This is a genomic window from Bacillus changyiensis (assembly GCF_027706145.1).
In the GTDB taxonomy this organism is placed as follows: Bacteria; Bacillota; Bacilli; order Bacillales; family Bacillaceae; genus Bacillus; species Bacillus changyiensis.
The window spans coordinates 830296-850550 of record NZ_JAQFWW010000002.1; the positions used below are offsets into that span (position 1 = coordinate 830296).

Consider the following 20255-nt stretch of genomic DNA (forward strand, 5'->3'; position numbering starts at 1 on the left):
TCACCCCTACTATTTTTTGTCATTTGACTCAACTAGCATTCCTAACAAAGGACCTATAATAAGCCCCCACATTAATTGGTCAAATATCATTCCAAACGCTACACCTAATCCGGTGAAAATACTAAAGTAATATCCCTTTTTTCTTTTCATTGCTAGTCTCCTCACATCAAAGAATAAACAGTTTATAAAAAACCTTTTATACTAAAACCTCCTCTTCTGCATCTCCCTGAAGTTTGTATAAACTAAAATACAAACCCTCTAACTTCATCAGTTCTGCATGATTCCCTTTTTCAACAATTTCTCCATTATTCATCACATAAATTACATCAGAATCCATAACTGTTGATAATCTATGGGCAATAACCACCCGAGTACACCCCAAGTTTTTAAGATATGTTGAAATATTAGATTCATTAATCATATCTAGTGAACTAGTAGCTTCATCAAGTACTATAATTTTAGGTTTATTAAGAAGAGCTTTTGCCAAAACAATTCGTTGTCGCTGACCTCCCGACAGATTTAGCCCCATTTCGGAAACAACCGTATGATATTTCATGGGCATTGCCTGGATTTCGTTATCAATATTTGCTATTTTTGCAACTTCTATAACCTCTTCTTCATTCACATCTTCATTATTCATCGTCATGTTTTCATAGATAGATTTATTTAATAATGTAATGTCTTGTGGTACAATACCAATTTGACTATTTAATGTTTGTTTATCCAATTGATAAATTGAAATACCATCATAAAAAACTTCTCCACTGGTTGGTTTATATAAACCTACTAATAACTTACTTAACGTACTTTTTCCTGATCCAGATGGACCTACTATTGCCACCTTTTGTCCAGCCTGCACGCAAAAATTAATATTCTTCACAACTGGTTTCGTATTACTAGTGTAAGAAAAACTGACATTTCTCATTTCTAAATTTCCTTCAAGTATATGCTCGATAGGATTTTCTGGGACATGTTCAAGCTGCTGCTCCCAAATGTCTTGAACTCTTTCTAAATACTGTGTTGTTAATAAATATTGGGTGTACACCCCAAACAACGATGTGCTTAGTCCAAAAAAAGTCGTTGATAGCGTCTGAAAAGCAACAACTTCACCTAGAGATAGTTTATGATTAATAAATAGATACACTCCAATAATTAAAATAACAAGCGGACCTACAGTTTGAAAAGTCCCGTTCACAGAATTAATTATATTTTGAATGATAGATCTGCTCTTATATTTAAGTAGAACCTTTTCAAAGACTTGATTCCACGTATCATATATTTTATTCTCAATTCCAGACATTTTTATTGAAGCTATAGAGTACAAAGTTTCAATTTGAATAGATTGTGATTTTGTTTGATGAATAATTTCATTATTAATAGAAACCGCTAAAAGATTTCTAGTTAATACCATAAAAATCATATTTGCCATAAATATTCCAACTGCAACCATTGTAAGGCTAGCAGAACTATTCATCATGTAAAAGAGAATAAAAATTAGCGCCCCAAAATCAATACACCCTCCAATTATTTGCGAAGTCAATAGTTCCCTTACACCGTTTAAGCTCCCTAATCTGTACATTAAGTCACCAGATGTCCTAACTTCAAAAAATTTGAAAGGTATTTTTAATAAATGGGAAAATGTTTTAGCGACAAGGTCTTTACTAGTTGCCACATTTAAATAAATATAACTAATCCCTCTAGCCATTAAAATCGAAAAATACACCAAAGATATCATAATTATTAACCAAAAATAATCATATATTGTATTGGTGTTTTGAAATATTTTTGTGTTATCTATAATACTTCTAGTGAATATGGGTATTTGCAACATAATTAAGTAACTAATAATAGAAAACATTGTTGCCAAAAAGATTTGCTTCTTCTTTTGGGTTAAGATTTGAAAAACAAACTTCCAAGGACTTTTTCTTTTTTTCTTTTGTGGTGTAAATTCTTCTGTTGGACATGCTGTTAAAATAAAGTGACTAAAGCTTTCTGCAAATTCGTCAACCGTGATTTTTTGGAAACCTCTTGCTGGATCTACTATATATACATAAGTCTTTTTTATTTTTTCAATAATAATAAAATGATCATTATTCCAATGGGCAATTACAGGCATGTTTATCTTTGGCAATTGATCTACCGTTACTTTATACATTTTTGATTCAAAGCTCTTATCTGTTAATATTTTTTGCAATTGTCTCATGGACAAACCGTCTCTGCCAATCTCTTGTACTTCTCTTAGATCTAAAAGGGTTTCATTGCTTTTATAATAGTTTAATATCATAGCGCAGCAACATAGTCCACACTCTGTTTGAACCATTTGACTTACATAAGGAACCCGTCTTTTTGTTCGAATTTTCATGTTAATGCCCTCTCACTTTACCACATTTACATCTAACGATAATACAGATGGTAAATTTAGGTTATTCAATCTTAAAAAAGTATATCCAATACCAGTTAGGCCTACCATGAAGGATAACAAATCAAAAGTATTATTTAATCCGCATTTTACAAGATTTTTTTTAATATAGTTTAAACATTTATTGCTTTCATTTACCGCTATATCTAAGTATTTACTTTCATTCAACAATTGGCCCAAAGAAATTAAAATATCTATATTCCCATAAATACCATGACACAAACTATGATCATGTTTTTCAGAAAAACCGTCCTTTATTAATTTTTCTACAGCTCGAGAGATATCTTGTTTTATCAAATTTGAATTTATACCATCGTACTGCAATATAGATGCTCTACTTAAAGCGATTCCAGGGGCTCCATGGCACCAAAATACTGGATCCAACTGTTTATTCAATCCATTTCTTAAGTCTTCCCAATTATTCTTTTCAGCATTGTAATACTTGTTTTCTACATATATTAATGATTTGGCCAATTCTAAAAATTTTTTATTGTTTAAACATTTACCAGTTTTCACAAGAGCAAGTTGTATACCTGAATAACCATGAGATAGCCCTGTTAGTTTAATTTCGTTTTTTGTTTTGATCTGATCATACAAATAACCTCCTGTTTTCCTGCAAATATCAACTATTGCTACATCTTTTTCCTGATCATATATATTTGTCAATAGAACAAGCAAGCCAGATAATCCAGATACATAGTCCAAGTTCGAGTTATGCAGATCATATTTATATATCTCTTGAATATAATACTTATATTTATCGTAAGCTTCGCGATGCCCATATAATTGATATACTGTATAATAAAGATAAATCAATGACCCGATTCCATTAAATGCAGATAGTACTTTAGGAATCTTCATATTTGATATTTGATCTTCTAAGCCTTTTAATCCTGCATAAGCTAATTTATAATACTTTTCGCTCCTCGTTTCCTTAGCTAAATGGAATAAAAACAGGATTACTCCTCCGCCTTCATATAACAAATGGTTTAAAGCTCCTAATTTTAATTTTTCGTTTTCAATATTTTGAACAAACCATGTACAGTTTGATTGATCCTTATTCCATATTGCATATTTCGCCAAAACATCCCCAATATCCCTTGCATAATCGAGGTTAGTATTACCTTTTTTGAAGTAAGGAATAAGATGATTTATTCTTGGAAAACTTTTATCACCTTTTAACCAATTATTTTTTGTTGTGGTAGATAAAGATAACCGAATATAATAAAGTTGGAATTCTAAATCTTTTTTTCCTATTCTTGATAATCTATTTTGCAAAATTTCTTGTAATGTTTTAGGGAAAAAGTTGTCGACTTTGCCTTGTTGATTACAATTTAAATGATGTGAGTCCATCTTAGTTGTGAAGTATGGAATATCTAATGTCATTAAAGCATATATTTCAAAGTATTCCCTTTTCATCTGCTTTTTACTATAAACATTTACTTTTTGATTTTTTATTTTCTCCATCAAATTATATCGGTCTTCAAAATTTCTTAAATACTTCGGGTGTGTAGATGCTTCTACAAATTTGGCATAGATACTAGTTGGTCTTAAAACTTGCCTTACCACAATATCTTGTTTTTTAAATAAATTCATTACGAAATTATTAAATTCCATTTTATTGTCTAATACTAATTGATAACTCTCTTCAAATCCACAAATAATATCCTCTATGTAATTAAAAGGCTTTACTTTTTGATTTTCAAATTGAACATAATTGGATCCTTCTAAAATATTTCCTGGTTCTTTTTTTAAATAAATTTCATCTGAATAATCATTTAATATGACATGCATTTTCCAAAAATCTGACTTTTGCTCATTTGAAGTCGATAGAGCGCTCATATCAAAATCAAATAAACTATTTTTAAAATTAAGTGGAAGAACAGCAGTACCTAGAACGGATTCATTAATATGACGATATAGCTCTTGAGCCAAACCTCGTGATGTGTTTTCAAAAGATTTATTTTCGATTAATGTTTCAAAATCGATTATATAGGGATGTTCACCACAGCATATTAAATTTTCAAAGTGGATATCCGTTGTGCCAATTATGTATAAAAACGCCAAGTTGATGCCTAATCTATAATAGAACCTTGACACTTCAGTTTCATTGCTACACGGTTTAAACTCTACAAACTTTTGCCATCCATAATCTCCATTATCTATACTAGGAATAGAACGGATTTTGCAATTTAATTTATTCTTATTATTAATATACTCTATAAGCTGTTGAAATAATAAATCAGTGGAGAGACTATGAGGTTTATACATTATCTTTCCTTCATCTGTAACTACACAAATAACCTTCTTCCCCTTATTATGTGTATCACCTGAAGTGATGTTAACATCTAACACTTCTTTGAAAACAATTCCAATTTCTTGGGCGATAGAAGAAGTATCATCTGATAATCGCTGTAAGCAATCATTGATTAATTGGACTCTATTATATATCATTGTTTCCATTAACCATGTTAAAACTGGATATTTGTTAAGGAATTGCACAAAAAATTCTTGATTTTCAAAGCTTTCATTAAAATAATTGTATCGTTCATTGGAAGTTTCGCCTTCCAATAAATTCAACATTCTTTTCTCATTAATTTCATAAATTAAAGTTCTAATACATAAAAAGTGGATATCATCAAGAAAAGAGTTAACATTATGATGAAGTATATTTTCAAAGTTGATCCTGAATTTTCTTTGAGTTTTAAACTTATTCAAAACATTATTTAATCGATAACTAAATAAATTTAAAAATCTGAGGAAAAACAAATCAAAAGAGTATTTTTTTTGTATTTCAGAAGGTACAATTTTATTTTTATCATTAAGAGAACTATTCAATTCGTCTATAAAGACTACCTCTTTATTCTGGTGATACATTACAATTCCTCCTTCTACAAATTAGGTAGGGATTATCCCTACCTAATTGGGAGTTTTTAGAACTCCTAACTCTGTTATACTAGCAAGATTTTGTGCAAGCTGATGTAGGGCATGGTGTAGCATTCATCGTTAATCCAGTGATTCCAATAATAACGGTTGCTACTGGGGTCCATCCACCAGATACATCCTCATTACCTGCTAATGCCTCAAGCTCACTTTCTTCAATCATGCCTGACAATCTTTCTAGTTCTTTTTGCATTTTTTCATTCTCCTCTCTAAAAAATATTATTTATATATAAAGACCAAATGGCCAATATATATCATTACAAAACAATTACTTCAACCATAAAAACTCCGATACTATTTCTGGAGCATAATGTCGAAGCATAGAGTAACCAAAACCAGTAATACCAATCATCAGGCCAACTGACCATGTACATTTTAGATTTTTTTTGTTCCACTCTTTAGACAGTACATTATCAAATAAATCCTGATAGGTTTGAATGGTTTTATTTTTTAAATCCACTTGCCCTGTAATTTCAGAAGCATAGTTTAGAATAGCTAAGTTACCTAAATCACCATGACAATATGTTGGATTATTTCCTATTCCATTTAAACATGTGGAAGAAATTCCAATATTGATCTCTTGATCAATTCTAGAATCTGAAAAACCGTGTTCCTTCAATATAAGTTTACTTAATAAAATACCTGGCGCACCATGGCACCAACCATTACTAAATTTATTCTTTTTAGCAGTGCTATACCAATTCTTTTCTTTATTCGAATATAGTGATCTTTCAAATTTCAAAGCCTTTTCAATACTACTCAAAATGCGATAATCATTGGTCATTGTATAAAGTTTATATAAATAAGCTATGATCCCAGAATTTCCATGCGAGAATCCCGAATATGCTGTAGAAGACCTAGATGGCCAATAAGACATCCCATTGTCATTTGTGACAGAATTAATTAGTTTGTTGCTGCATGCAAATGCCCCGTTAATGGCTGCCTCTTGTAATTCTTTATCATTTGTTCGTACTAATGATTCAAATACTCCTAGGGCTCCCGCAGCTCCACCAATAACATCATGAACAGTGTCTTTTCTAATGTTGCTCAGTATACAATCGATATTGGCGGTTATAAAATTTGTACTATTATAGTCATCATACAGTTCCGATAATTTGTTTAGTGTATAGAAGATACCACTTAACCCAGTAAATGCTCCTACGGAATGAGCTAGTTTTTTATCCATTGTATTGATAATAGTTCTAGGCATCTCCATCGCTTGAAAAGCAATTTGTTTAAAATCATCTCGATTTAATATTTTCCCTAAATAACCCAAAAATAGTGCGATTCCAGAATTTCCATTATATAAATCAAACCCAAGGACATCAGGTTTCCAGATGTTCTCTTCAAACCCTTGTAGACTTGTACTAATCCAAAAAGCATCTGATCTGTTAGAATCGTTAATACCTTGAATGCTGTTTTCTACAATAAATTCTCCTATCATCTCAGCAGATTTGATCCATTTTTCCGGTGTTAAACGATTAAAATTTGAAGCGAATTTTAAGTTTGTAATATCTGGGTTCCACATTCTTTTATTTAAATAGGACATTTCAATATACTCTATCTGTCGCTCTAAATCAGATTGTGATAAGCTAGATATTTTATCCTTTACTGATTGCATGGGGGATTTTTCTAAAAGATTATCTTGGATTTGATTTTTTGAATTGATAATTTTTTTATCATTAATATTTGTCATAAAGTAAGGAATTTCGTTATCATATAAATCATCAAACTCTGAGTCAATTAACCAAGTCTGATCTTCTGTCATCTTTAAGGCAGTTCTATGTAAAATTAATTTTCTATTGTAACTCTGTCTTAAAAAATCAGGATGAGAAGCAATTTTTAAGAGTTGACCATAAAATATAGTCGATTTAACAATAAGTCTATTTTTCTTGCCAGAAAAAATTTGTTCTATCTTGTTTAAGAAAATATTTTTATTTTTTAATATCCATGAATACATTGTTTTAAAGCCAAATTTCAATTCTTCAATAAAGTTTGCAGAATCAACAATTGAACCGTTAAGAATCGGATTATTCGATTTTGGGGTAATACCACTATTTTTTCTGATGACTCTGATAGTATCGGAGTCAATATTCTCGATAAATAAGGATTTAATGGGAATTACCTGTTCCTCGCTTACACTTAATCCACCTAAATCAAATCCAATGGAATTTTCTTCTTTTAAATCTGTTAACATTGTTGGAAGTAACCCAATTGAATTGACAGAGTTATTAGTAATTTTTCTTGCTTTAACATACCCGCTATTTAGCTCTTTTTTTTCCGATACAATATTAGCGTGGAAAATAGACTCCATATCTATTAGCATGGGGTATTCTCCTTGTGCTATTAAATTTTCATAATGAAAATCTACCGAATTTAGTACGTATAATAAACATAAATAATTCCCTGCTCGATTGTAAAAACGTTTAATTTCACTTTCATTGCTGCATTCTTTATTTTCAATGAATTCCATCCAGCCACAATAATCTGTTGAATGGATACGAGCTTTTTTAAAGTCTAATACATTAGATATATTTTTATACTTAATCCACTTTAATAATGAATTAAACCCTTCTTCTAAGTCTAAATTTCTTGGTTTATAAACAATTCTCACGCCATTAGAAAAGTGTATAATGGATACTGTCTTTCCTTGTTTATGTGTATCACCTGCACCCATTTCTATTTTTGAAATTCTTCCAAGATTTAATCCATTATTTAGTTTGGCTTCTAAAGTCGATAATTGTTTTTCTGTATTTCTGATTACTTCTTTAGTAAAATTCAAGTAATTATCAATGGACAATCTTAGAATATGAATTAATACATTATATTCTTCATATAAATTTGAAAGAAAAGCTGGATCTCTTAATAACACATTTGAAAAATATGAAATTCTTTCTTTCGAATTTTCCCCCAAAAGCTTCCCTTCTATTTTTGCTGCATTTACTTCCAAAACTAGCATCCTATATGACATTTCAAATAATTGGTCTAATAATTGTTTTAAAGTGTAATCCACAAAAATATCTACATTTTCGATTATTTTAAACTCTTGAATTTCTTTAAAAAAAGAATCAGCTTTTTTATTGATTAAAGGCAAAAAGAAATAATAGAAAGGAATGTAGTTTTTCAATTCGACAGTTTTTTTTCTCGTATAGTTGCTTAAAGTTCCATTTATTAACTCATTGATTCTTGTGGTTCCAACTTTCTGTCGCTCATATTGATTTATTGTTTTCTTCAAAATTTTCTCTTTTTCTAACTTTCCTACTTTTCTCAATAAATGATCCAACTCTATTTCGTTGTCGACTTCAGGAAAAAGTTTTAGCCAATAATTAACAATATCCTCTTTAGTAATTGACATGATATCACTTGTGACCCCCAATTAATTCCCCTCCCTTTCTATTATTTTTTAGATTTTTAGTTCAAAATTAATTATTTTTTAATACCTTTTTCTATTGCAGCTATGTAAAATCATCCACTCAGATACAGATTGATTGCTTAATAATCTTTACTACATGACACAGGAAACTTCCTTGAGTGACCTGTGCCATGTTTAAAAAAAATTAAACAATTACTACTTCCTACAATTATTTTGACATTCTACTGTTCCAGTACAAACTTGCCCTTTATCACCAATCATTATGCTCGCTGCTAAACATGACAATGTTGTTAATAATGTGCCCCAACTAATTGCTCCAACAACATCTTGTTCCCTAATTTCTTCAAACACATCTCCAGCAGGATTTACATTATTTGTGTTTTCTTTATTTCTTAAGATTGGATCTTTTATAAACCCCACGACGCTCACCTCCTTTACTTCAAATTTTTCTTTTTTGAAATATCTAGGTGAATAATTTAAGTTTATCACTATTTCAAATATATTACATAGATCGATATTTCTATTCATTCGCCAGTATTCGACAAGTTTTTCTGTGTACTTTGTACTTAACAGTAATTTTTACCCAGATCAATACTCTTATGTATGATTCCCAATACACCTGAGTTTTCAGGCTGGAAAACAGAGTCCGGATCATGAATTAAAATGTGTCTAGATTAACTAAAAAGAATAAAATACTTTGTAAATGTTATAAAAAAGAAAACAATTAAAAATTTGAACTACGAACTTTGTATTTTTATTTATTAACTGGAATCTGTATTTCATTCAAATAGTCCTCTTTATTTTTTTCATTCCAAGGTCCTTTTATAGCAACTTGGCGTGGGTTTCCGGATATCATGTACCCATTTTCTTCAATCCAATTTGCTAGGAACTGATATGCTCCTAATAAATTAGAATAATCTCCTGGGACGAGTATACTAGCCGCTTGGTCAACTGCTTCCGTTTCCTTAAAGATAAATTCATTTTCATCTTTCATGAGTTGATCAACGCCCATGACAACCTCAACATCAACTTCACCATCTTTGTAACCATTATCGTGATAGGTTGCATAAGCAATCTCTTGACAAGAGATATTGTTTGTCATGACGTATTCACTCAATTTTGACCAAAGCATGCCTTCTGCATCATAAGCTGGTATCGTATCTCTTAAAGAGATAACTTGATAGCTAGGTAGAGATTTTAATGTCACATGATCATTCATATCGACTCGCCCCTTTTTCATATTCTTGATTGTTGCATTGATTTTTTCAAGTTTTAATTGCTCTGTCTTGATATTGCTCCTAATGTCTTCACTTTTGGCTTTTAACATGTCTTCTTGCTTTTCCTCAGATTTTTCTTTCATATATATAGCGATGTCAGCTACGTTAAATCCCATATCTCGCAATGATACGATGAGGTTAATCTCTGAAATCTGTTTTGCCGAATAGTATCGATAACCTGTAAATTTATCAATTGTTGCAGGCTGAAAAATTCCAACTTCATCATAATATCTAAGCATACGTACAGACACTTTTGTTATCTTAGAAAAGTCGCCAATTTTGAATATAAATATGACCTCCCTATAAAATGACTATCATTCGAATGACATCTTTAGCTTAATATCTCACACCATGTGAGAGTCAACAGCAAAAAAAACATGCTGCTAAAATTAAGGCAGCATGGCTTTTGTTTACAACTCTTCACCGTTTGTTAGAATTACTTTATTGTACCACTCAAAAGAATCTTTCTTATATCGCTTCATTGACCCGTTTCCTTCGTTATCACGGTCAACATAGATCATTCCGTAACGTTTTTTCATTTCACCTGTTGTGAATGAGACGATATCAATAATGCCCCATGGAGTGTAACCCATTAAATCAACACCATCATAAATGACTGCTTTTTTTAATGCTTCAATATGTGATTTTAAATATTGAATTCTTTCTGGGTCATGGATTGTACCGTTCGCTTCTAATGTATCAACAGCCCCAAAGCCATTTTCGACGATGAATAATGGAATTTGATAGCGATCGTAAAGTCGATTTAATGTATACCTCAAACCAGTTGGATCAATGGACCAGCCCCAATCACTTGATTTGATATACGGATTTTCGACCCCATTAGGCAATCCACCATTGACGATATCACCGGTCTGATCTTGTTGCACATCGCTTTTAACAGTTGTTGACATATAATAACTGAAACCTAAATAATCTACCGTTCCATTTCTTAAAATTTCCGCATCTCCATCTTCAAACTTGAGATGATAACCTTCTCTTTCAAATTCTTTCAATGCATAGTTTGGATAATAACCGCGAACCTGTACATCTGGGAAGAAAAAGCGCTGTCTCATTTCCTCTTCAGCTAACATGACGTCTTCAGGATTGGATGAGTAAGGATATATTGGCACATGTGAAACCATCGCCCCGATTTGGAAAGCGGGGTTTATTTCCTTGCCCTTTGACACGGCCAATGCACTGGCAACTAATTCGTGATGTGCTGCTTGGTACATGACCTCTTTCGCGTTCTCATTTTCTCCTACCACAACACCAGAATTTGTCCATAAAAACAGAGGATTGTTCACATCCATTTGGTTATTGATTTCGTTAAATGTCATCCAATACTTCACTTTATCCTGATAGCGATTAAAGCAAACTTCAGCGAATTTCACAAAGAAATCAACGACTTTCCGATTTCTAAATCCACCATATTTTCTGGCTAGATGTAGCGGCATTTCAAAATGAGATAATGTAATAACAGGTTCAATTCTATATTTCAGCAATTCATCAAAAACATGATCATAAAATTGCAATCCTTCTTCATTTGGTTCAGCCTCATCACCTTTTGGGAAGATCCTGCTCCAACCAATCGATGTCCTTAAACATTTTAACCCCATTTCAGCAAATAAAGCGATATCTTCCTTATATCGATGATAGAAATCAATCGCTTCATGGTTCGGATAAAATTGATTCTCTTCAATTGTCTCAGTCATTTTCCTAGGTACACCATGTGCGCCCGCCGTCATCACATCAACGACACTTGGTCCTTTACCACCTTGATTCCATCCACCCTCAAATTGATGAGCAGCTAGAGCACCGCCCCATAAGAAATTGTCCGGCATTTTTTTCATTTTGCATTCCTCCTTTTAACTTACGACTGTATCCTTTATGTTTATTCTTTTCATCAGGTGTTTCATTATGAATCATTGTTTTAATCAAAGTATACACTTATATTATAATTGTACGGGTATAATTTTTCAACGACCGTCTAATAACTTTACACTCATTATATATGTAGTTGCATTATGCTATACTTCTAATATCAAATGAAACCAATGTAGTGGGGAATGAACATGTTAAAGTACCAACAAATCGCAGCGGAGATTGAAAAGTATATTGAGGATAACAAACTTCAGCAGGGGGACAAGCTTCCTGTGTTGGAAGCACTCATGGCTCAATTTAAAGTAAGCAAAAGCACAGTGACGAAGTCGTTAGATTTATTAGAAAAAAAAGGTATAATCTTTCAAGTTAGAGGTAGCGGAATTTTCGTGAGAAAGCACAAGAGGAAAGGCTATATCAGTCTCCTTTCTAGTCAAGGATTTAAAAAGAATCTTGAGGGTTTTCATATTACAGCAAAAGTGATTGAATTGGCTGTAAGAAAACCAACTCGGCAAGCCGCTGATAATTTAAACATTGAGCTTGATGCTGATGTTTATCATGTCAAAAGAGTCCGGTACATGAATGGACAAACATTGTGCTTTGAAGAATCGTATTACAATAAATCGATGATTACTTATTTGAATAAAGAAATCGTTTCTGATTCAATCTTCGATTACATTCAGGAAGGACTGGGATTGAAGGTCGGATTTTCCGATTCATTCCTTCATGTGGGAGCATTAAATGAGATGGAAGCGAAGTATTTAGGTTTGAAGACCGGTTCACCTAAACTTTACGTTGAAAGCATCTTTCATTTAACAAATGGTCAACCATTCGATTTTTCTAAAATTACTTACAACTATGAACAATCCCAGTTTTTTGTTCAGACGAATAGTTATTTGTTATAAGGTTCGGCCCTTAAGAAACTTTCTCAAAAAGTCTTAGGGGCCTTGATATTCAGCCAATATATTAGTTACAAATTTCCTTCGGGTATACAAAAAAGCTAGAAACCGCTTCATTCGGTATTCGTTACTTACTTAATAAATCCAAAATCTCTTTATTGATCACTTCTGGATGTACCCAATGAATAGCATGGCCTGATCCTTTTACAATGATTTGCTTGCTATCCGTAGACCACCGTTTTAAATTGAATTGATTTTTTCGCGCCTCTTTATAGCTATTTATTTCTTCAGATGTAATAATTCTCAGAGGTATATCTTTGATATATCCTTTTGATGCTACTTTATTAGCGTTTGCCTCTTTATTTTTACCTTCATCAACTTGATTTCTATTATTAAGTGTTTTTAAAAGCAATGCCGCATCAAGCTTTTTTAAATTTTCTGGAGCAAATTTAAAATTGTTTCTTGCAGTAACTAATACAGTAGAAGAATAAGAATCTGGTATAACATTTAATAATAACCTTGTTAAGCCGCATCTGTTAGATAAATCAATTGAATGATTCATTATTGATGTACGCAGGTTGACAAAAACTGAGGGCTTTTTTGCAGATGAATACATATCAGGATTTGATCCATCAATTAACACAACACCCTTCACTTCATCTTTATATAATTGAGCAAACCTTATCACTTCAAGTGAACCAATAGAGTGCCCGACAAGAATATACGGTGCCTTTTCACCAGATTTCTTAAGCAATTCATGCCATTCTTTTGCTATCACATCAATATCTCTAGGCGTATGAGCTGTTTCGCTCCATCCATAACCCGGTCTATCATAAACTGCTGTTCTCGTATGTTTTGATAATTCACTGTATAGTGGATAAAAGTCAACATATGGACTGGGTACCTTCCAGCCCGATGCAAATACAACTGTTGTTTTCCCTTTTCCTTCTGCAAAAATATGCATATTATGTCCATTTACACTAATGATTTTTCCTGGTGGTTGAAAACGACTACTGTCCAGAAATTGTCCAATTTGTTCATACACAATCCCTGTTAATAATACTAATAATATACCTATTAATATCTTATACTTTCGTCTTTTCTTTTTAGACGCTCTATTATCCTTCATCTTTAATTTCATAGTTGTCTTCCTTGAGATAGGCTGCTGTACATATCCTTTGGCACGATTAAATTTCTTCTCCAAATGGATAAAAACAACCCTATAGCAAAGATATGATGAAGATAGTTCGTCCCACCAAAAGAAACAAATGATAAACTAGCAGCCAAGTTGTTCACGTAACCCACTTCTGTAACAATACTAAACATAAAAGAGGTTATGAAAGAAACACTCATCCCCACAGACAAGTAAAATCCAAAAGTATTTTTTATACTGACTGTTCTGAATATCATGATAGTGAAAAGTGCTATAAGAGCAGCCAATACCAGACACCCAACAATCCAACCAAAATGCGCAACAATGATTGTTAAAAAGAAGTCCGCCCAATTTTCAGGTAAATATGTCCATCCATGCACATTTAAAAATGTTGACCTACCAATCCATTGGGCACCTTCCAAATACTTACCTACAACATGATCCATATATTTATGATGATATATATAAATCGTATGCAAAATAACGATCATTAAAGACACCACACAAATACCTATTGCTGTATATATATAACCCCGCTTTTTTTCAGCATTGAAATGTCCTTTTCCTGCAGCAACAGTAAGAATGACTGCATAAACGATTAGCATAGTAAAACCGAGAGAAAATGCACGATTAATAAATAAGGAAACAAGGGCAATTGTACATAATGTACATATTCTCAAAAAAGCAGTTATTCCTTTCCCCCTACATTTGCTTAACTCGGTAATAATAGACACCATAAATATGAAACTGCAAATAGATACTGTTGAAAAGCTGATCTGTCCTACTTCAAAGAAAAATACACCATTTTCTTTGTCTCCAAACAATATAGTCATAATCGTTAAAATCAGACCAAATAAAAATATTCTTATACCAAATCTATGAAGTCTTGTGTAATCATAAAAATATATCCCAACTAAAAGCCCCATGCCAATCATTGTATATATAACTTGTTTTATAGCAAAAATACTACTATTACCAGCCGGTACATCACCTATAAAAAACATTGTGCCAACACCGAATATGCTTAATAACAAACTTAAGCATATGACTCCCCACTCTGTTTGAGATCTATGTACCTTGTTAAGCGCTCCTCCTATTTCAATAGGATCTCCCATACATTTTATTGCTTTTTCACGTGCTGTTTTTTCATCCAAGCCTTGAGCAATGAACTGCTCCATATTATCTTCAATATGCGCAGCTAATTCTTGTTCTATTCCTTTGTGAGCAGCTCTAAAACGTACCTGTTCACATGTTTTCTGAATAAATTTTTCACTATCATTATGCAAAACGACTCCCTCCAATGACTTTATTTACTGTTCTCGTAAATATTAACCACTCCTCTTTTTTATCTGCCAGTTGTTTCTTTCCACTTTTCGTTATTTGATAATACTTTCGTTTTCTTCCTGATTCTCCAGCTGACATATATGAAACAGCCAGGCCGTTTTTTTCAAGAGAATGGAGAATAGGATACAATGTCCCCTCTTTAAGAGTGAACGTGCTTTCTGAACGCTTTTCTAATTCCTTTACTATTTGATACCCATACATATCTTGATTATCAAGCAAATGTAAAACCAACAACATTGTACTCCCTGCCACAAGACTTTTATCAAAATTCAAAATGTAAACCTCCTTAAAATAACATACCTCGAACATCTATGTATAAAATAATACATAGATGTTCGAGGTATGTCAACATTGTTCAATCCTCTAGTTTTTTTGGCTTACTTACACACCGTATAGAAAACGACTCCATCATCGTTTGTTGAACTGCATGAGGAAAGGAAAAAGTACGATTAAGCTGAACCCAGCTCATTCATTTTAAAAAGAGCGTCAAAGACTTATGATGTACTGACGCTCTTTCGAATACACCAAGATTCACTATTTACGAAGATCAAACAGCTGATGATGAATCGCAACCGTATGCGGGTAGACATCTTTATACACTTGATAAAACGCCTGATATCGTTTTACATTTTCTCGTTTAGGTCGATAGACTTTATCTGCTTTTATAAATACTTTTGCACAGTCTTTAAGTGACGGGAACCAGCCTAATCCAGTAGCGGCGATCATCGCTGCCCCCATACCAGGTCCTTGTTCATTTTGCAATTTTACCACTTTTGTATTAAATACATCGGCTTGAATTTGTAGCCATAGATCACTTTTCGCACCACCGCCGATCGAAATGACCGTATCAATGACCTTGCCATAGTTGCGGAAGATTTCAAGGCTTTCATGAATTGAAAACACAATTCCTTCAATGACTGCACGGGTAAAATCAGCGATCTTATGAGAACCATCAATACCGGTGAATGTTCCTCTTATTTTGGCATCTGCATACGGAGTGCGCTCACCCACAAGATAAGGGGTAAACATAAGTCCATTCGCTCCAATCGATGAGTAAGACGCCTCCTCTAATAAATCAGTAAATGACTGCTCCTTAGCAAATGTCTCCTTAAACCATGTCAAACTGTACCCAGCACCTAACGTAACACCCATAGAATAGTAAGAATCCTTTTGACCATGGTTAAAAAGATGGACTTTGCCACCGTAATTTTTATTTTTATCATTCTCATATGAAAGAAAAACGCCTGATGTTCCAATACTGCAAAGAGCTGTTCCTTCTGATAAAATCCCGGCACCAATCGCTCCACATGCATTGTCTGCCCCTCCGGCAAACACTTTCATATCTTGTGATAGCCCAGTCATCTCGGAAATTTCTGGAATTAGGGATCCGACAACAGCTTCTGTTTCCACTAAAGGCGGACAAATAGAAACAGGGATTCCAAAGGTTCGGAGAATGTCGGAACTCCATGATTTGTTGACAACATCAAGGAGCAGAGTACCCGCTGCATCAGAGTAATCCATATGGATGGCTCCCGTTAAACGATAGCGGAGGTAATCCTTTGGCAATAAGAACACACTTGTTTTCTCCATGTTTTCCGCTTCAAACTCTTTGATCCAAAGAAGTTTTGGCAAAGTAAAGCCTTCCAATGCCGGGTTTTTTGTAATCTCTAGTAGCTTTCCGCCTAGTTGCTGATCAATTTTTTGACATTGTGCAGTTGTTCTTGTGTCATTCCACAAAATCGCATTGCGAATAACCTGATGATGTTCATCAAGAAGCACAAGACCATGCATTTGTCCGGAAAAACTAAGACCTTTAATATGATTCGGATGTACATTTGTCTCATTTACTAGCTGTTTTAGTGCTTTGATTGTTTGTTCTACCCAGTTTTCAGGATTTTGTTCACTATAACCCTGTTGCTGTTGAATAAGCGGGTAATCCTTAGAAACTGAATCATGAACCACCCCATTTTGATCAACAAGCAGCACCTTCACAGAACTGGTTCCAAGATCAACGCCAATGACATATTTCATGATGATTCCCCTCACTTCTGAGATTAAGAAACTCTTTTCCAAGTATTCTCCATTTCCTCAAGTGTTTTACCTTTTGTTTCCGGGACAAATCTCCAAACAAAGATGGCAGAAAGAACACTCATTAATCCATAAAAACCATAGGTTATAGTTCCACTGTACTCCATCATCATTGGATAGGTGGAGGAAATAAAATAGTTTGCGGCCCATTGTGCCGCCACTGCTATTGCCACAGCACGACCTCGAATTTTATTCGGGAAGATTTCCGAAATGAGCACCCAACAAATCGGTCCCCATGACATCATAAAAGAAGCAGTATACACAATAATGAAGATTAATGTCCCCATTCCAATCGCACCTGTGTATGCCATGCTGGCAACACCAAACATTCCAATCGCCATTCCGATAGAACCGGTCATTAATAATGGTTTTCGGCCCCATCTATCTACTGTCATGATCGCCACAACTGTAAAGATGACATTAACCAATCCCATAACAGTTGTTTGTAACAATGAAGCATCTTTTCCTGCTCCCATACTATCAAAAATCCTTGGTGCATAATACAAGGCCACATTGATTCCAACAAACTGTTGGAACACGGAAAGCAAAATTCCGATCACGATAACCGTTTTTCCATAGGTAAATAGTTTTTCAGAAGCAACATTCAACGTTTGTTTGATGTCATCCAAGATCGTTTTCGCTGCTTTAGAACCATTAATTTTTGCAAGAATCGTCAGTGCTTTCTCATCTTGATTTTTCAAGGATAAATAACGTGGTGTTTCAGGAACCAATGTTAACAGAACCCCAAATAATAATGCAGGTACACTTAAGGATGCAAACATGTATCTCCAGCCTACATCATTGACCCACTCCTGGGTTTCACCACTGGAAATAGAAAAGTTAACGAAATATGCAACTAGCATTCCAAGGATAATCATAAATTGGTTAAACGAGACAAGCCGACCTCTGATATGAGCAGGTGCAACTTCTCCGATATACATCGGACAGACGGCTGATGCTAACCCAACACCAATTCCACCAATGATCCGATAAAAATTAAAGGCAATTAACAACCCTATCGTCGGTTCCCCTTTTGTAAAAAACAAAAACTCAGGATAGGCCGCTCCAAACGCTGAGAGAAAAAATAATATTGCTGCAATAAAAAGGGAATTCTTTCGTCCAAACCTAGAAGCAAAAAATCCGGAAATACAACCGCCAATGATACAACCGATTAACGCGCTTGAAATGGTTGCCCCGTGAATGAATGCCCCTAAGTCCAAGGGATCTATCATATAAAGCTTTATTGACTTCTCTGCCCCTGAAATAACAGCGGTATCATACCCAAATAGCAATCCACCAATCGCGGCAACAAGCGTAATTCCAAACAGATAAAAAGAATTCTTCTTTTGCTCCATGTTTTGATTTAAAGACAGCTGCACTGAAAAGCCTGTCTTTATCCTCCTTTTTATTTGGATTTTTTCAAGAAAAAAGGACCCACCCAGTAGATCATTGAATTGACAATTACAATTAGCGGGTCCATGAAGAAGGATTTATTCTACTTCTAAAAGATATTGGTTTAACATCGCTTTTAAGTGCTCCGATCTTCCTGATACGTTTTGAATGTTGTGATGGTGAAGTGCATGGGCTTCAAGTGTATGGAAGTTTGCTCTTCCTTCAACGATATCGAGACCGATTCCTTCTGTATAGCTGCTGTAACGCTCGGCAATCACGTCTTCAAATACACGATCTTCAATTAACTTGTAGGCGACCTTCAAACCTCTTGCAAAGGAATCCATTCCTGCAACATGGGCATAAACTAAATCATCTGGTTCAAAGGATGTTCTCCTCACTTTGGCATCAAAGTTTAAACCACCACATCCGAGGCCACCGTTTTGGAGAATCTCATACATGGCTAAAGTTGTAGCATATAAGTCAGTCGGGAATTCATCAGTATCCCAACCAAGCAGTGGATTTCCTTGGTTTGCATCGACAGATCCAAGCAAGCCACTCGTTCTGGCAACACGCAATTCGTGTTCAAAAGTATGTCCAGCCAATGTCGCATGGTTTGCTTCAAGGTTTAATTTAAAGGATTCATCTAATCCGTATTGTGTTAAGAAAGAAATCGTGGTAGCGGCATCGGTATCATATTGATGGGTGGTCGGTTCTTTTGGTTTTGGTTCAATTAAGAATTGACCAGTAAAACCGATCTCCTTCGCATACTCGACGGCCATATGTAAAAATCTAGCCATGTTGTCAAGTTCCAGCTTTAAGTCAGTATTTAATAATGTTTCATACCCCTCACGTCCACCCCAAAATACATAGTTTTCTGCTCCTAGTTCTTTTGCTGTTTCCAATCCTTTTTTCACTTGTGCTGCTGCATAAGCAAATACATCAGCATTGCAGGCTGTTGCTGCCCCATGAACAAACCGACGGTTGGTAAACATGTTTGCCGTATTCCATAAAAGTTTGGTATTGCTCGTTTTCATGTACTCTTTAATCATTGCTAAAATCGTATTTAAATTCTCGTTTGTCTCACTTAATGTTTTTCCTTCAGGTGCAATGTCACGGTCATGGAAAGCAAAAAATGGTACACCTAGTTTTTCAAAAAGTTCGAAAGCTGCTTCAACTCGTGCCTTTGCTAAATCCATTCCTGAAAAACGATCCCATGGTCTTTCCATTGTTCCTGCTCCGAACGGATCAGTACCATCAGCGGTAAACGTATGCCAATAAGCAACGGAAAAACGCAAGTGGTCTTTCATTGTTTTTCCACCGATCACTTCCTCAGGATTATAATATTTAAATGCCGACGGATTCTTAGAACTTTTTCCTTCATAAGCAACTTTGTTAACGTTTTCAAAATAAGTACCCATTTTTTCACCCTCCTGAATAAAAATTGTGTATTTAGTTAGTTTATTGGATGGATAAACTAACTGTTTTTATT

The 20255-nt window shown here is 34.0% G+C and carries 15 protein-coding genes; 1 reads left to right on the plus strand and 14 read right to left on the minus strand.

Features of this window, described 5'->3' with window-relative positions; all coding sequences use genetic code 11:
- Positions 1–9: 9 nt before the first annotated feature.
- The 8 genes from PDT38_RS11305 to bglA form a co-directional block, all read right to left on the minus strand.
- Positions 10–150: a hypothetical protein gene (locus PDT38_RS11305; protein ID WP_270801530.1), complete on the minus strand. Its 141-nt coding sequence runs from the start codon at positions 148–150 to the stop codon at positions 10–12.
- Positions 151–196: 46 nt separating this feature from the next.
- On the minus strand, positions 197–2362 hold the full coding sequence (locus PDT38_RS11310) for a peptidase domain-containing ABC transporter (RefSeq protein WP_270801531.1): 2166 nt from the start codon (positions 2360–2362) through the stop codon (positions 197–199).
- Positions 2363–2374: 12 nt separating this feature from the next.
- Positions 2375–5296, minus strand: coding sequence for a type 2 lanthipeptide synthetase LanM family protein (locus tag PDT38_RS11315; RefSeq protein WP_270801534.1), 2922 nt, complete (start codon positions 5294–5296; stop codon positions 2375–2377).
- Between the two features lie 79 nt (positions 5297–5375).
- Positions 5376–5555, minus strand: coding sequence for a class II lanthipeptide, LchA2/BrtA2 family (locus tag PDT38_RS11320; RefSeq protein WP_270801537.1), 180 nt, complete (start codon positions 5553–5555; stop codon positions 5376–5378).
- Between the two features lie 75 nt (positions 5556–5630).
- Positions 5631–8738, minus strand: coding sequence for a type 2 lanthipeptide synthetase LanM family protein (locus PDT38_RS11325; RefSeq protein WP_270801539.1), 3108 nt, complete (start codon positions 8736–8738; stop codon positions 5631–5633).
- Between the two features lie 192 nt (positions 8739–8930).
- The gene (locus PDT38_RS11330) at positions 8931–9155 is read right to left on the minus strand and encodes a plantaricin C family lantibiotic (protein WP_270801541.1); all 225 of its coding nucleotides are present in this window, start codon (positions 9153–9155) and stop codon (positions 8931–8933) included.
- 334 nt (positions 9156–9489) lie between these two features.
- Positions 9490–10305 (minus strand): MerR family transcriptional regulator, encoded by an 816-nt coding sequence (locus tag PDT38_RS11335; RefSeq protein ID WP_317134953.1) that lies wholly within the window; start codon positions 10303–10305, stop codon positions 9490–9492.
- 117 nt (positions 10306–10422) lie between these two features.
- A complete protein-coding gene (gene bglA, locus PDT38_RS11340; RefSeq protein ID WP_270801543.1) occupies positions 10423–11862 on the minus strand; it encodes a 6-phospho-beta-glucosidase BglA in 1440 nt (479 codons plus the stop codon).
- A gap of 222 nt (positions 11863–12084) precedes the next feature.
- Here bglA and PDT38_RS11345 point away from each other — a divergent pair, with 222 nt between their 5' ends.
- Complete coding sequence (locus PDT38_RS11345) at positions 12085–12795, plus strand: GntR family transcriptional regulator (protein WP_270801545.1); 711 nt, start codon at positions 12085–12087, stop codon at positions 12793–12795.
- Between the two features lie 121 nt (positions 12796–12916).
- Here the strand turns inward: PDT38_RS11345 and PDT38_RS11350 are convergent, their stop codons facing one another.
- The 6 genes from PDT38_RS11350 to xylA form a co-directional block, all read right to left on the minus strand.
- Positions 12917–13930, minus strand: coding sequence for an alpha/beta fold hydrolase (locus tag PDT38_RS11350; RefSeq protein WP_270801546.1), 1014 nt, complete (start codon positions 13928–13930; stop codon positions 12917–12919).
- On the minus strand, positions 13927–15228 hold the full coding sequence (locus PDT38_RS11355) for an FtsW/RodA/SpoVE family cell cycle protein (protein WP_270801548.1): 1302 nt from the start codon (positions 15226–15228) through the stop codon (positions 13927–13929). Before PDT38_RS11355 ends, PDT38_RS11350 begins: the two co-directional genes overlap by 4 nt.
- On the minus strand, positions 15221–15559 hold the full coding sequence (locus PDT38_RS11360) for a PadR family transcriptional regulator (RefSeq protein ID WP_270801549.1): 339 nt from the start codon (positions 15557–15559) through the stop codon (positions 15221–15223). Before PDT38_RS11360 ends, PDT38_RS11355 begins: the two co-directional genes overlap by 8 nt.
- A gap of 261 nt (positions 15560–15820) precedes the next feature.
- The gene (xylB, locus tag PDT38_RS11365; protein WP_270801552.1) at positions 15821–17317 is read right to left on the minus strand and encodes a xylulokinase; all 1497 of its coding nucleotides are present in this window, start codon (positions 17315–17317) and stop codon (positions 15821–15823) included.
- A 23-nt stretch (positions 17318–17340) separates the two neighbouring features.
- Complete coding sequence (xylE, locus tag PDT38_RS11370) at positions 17341–18729, minus strand: D-xylose transporter XylE (protein ID WP_270801751.1); 1389 nt, start codon at positions 18727–18729, stop codon at positions 17341–17343.
- Positions 18730–18864: 135 nt separating this feature from the next.
- Positions 18865–20184, minus strand: a complete 1320-nt coding sequence (xylA, locus tag PDT38_RS11375; RefSeq protein WP_270801554.1) for a xylose isomerase — start codon at positions 20182–20184, stop codon at positions 18865–18867.
- Positions 20185–20255 lie beyond the last annotated feature (71 nt).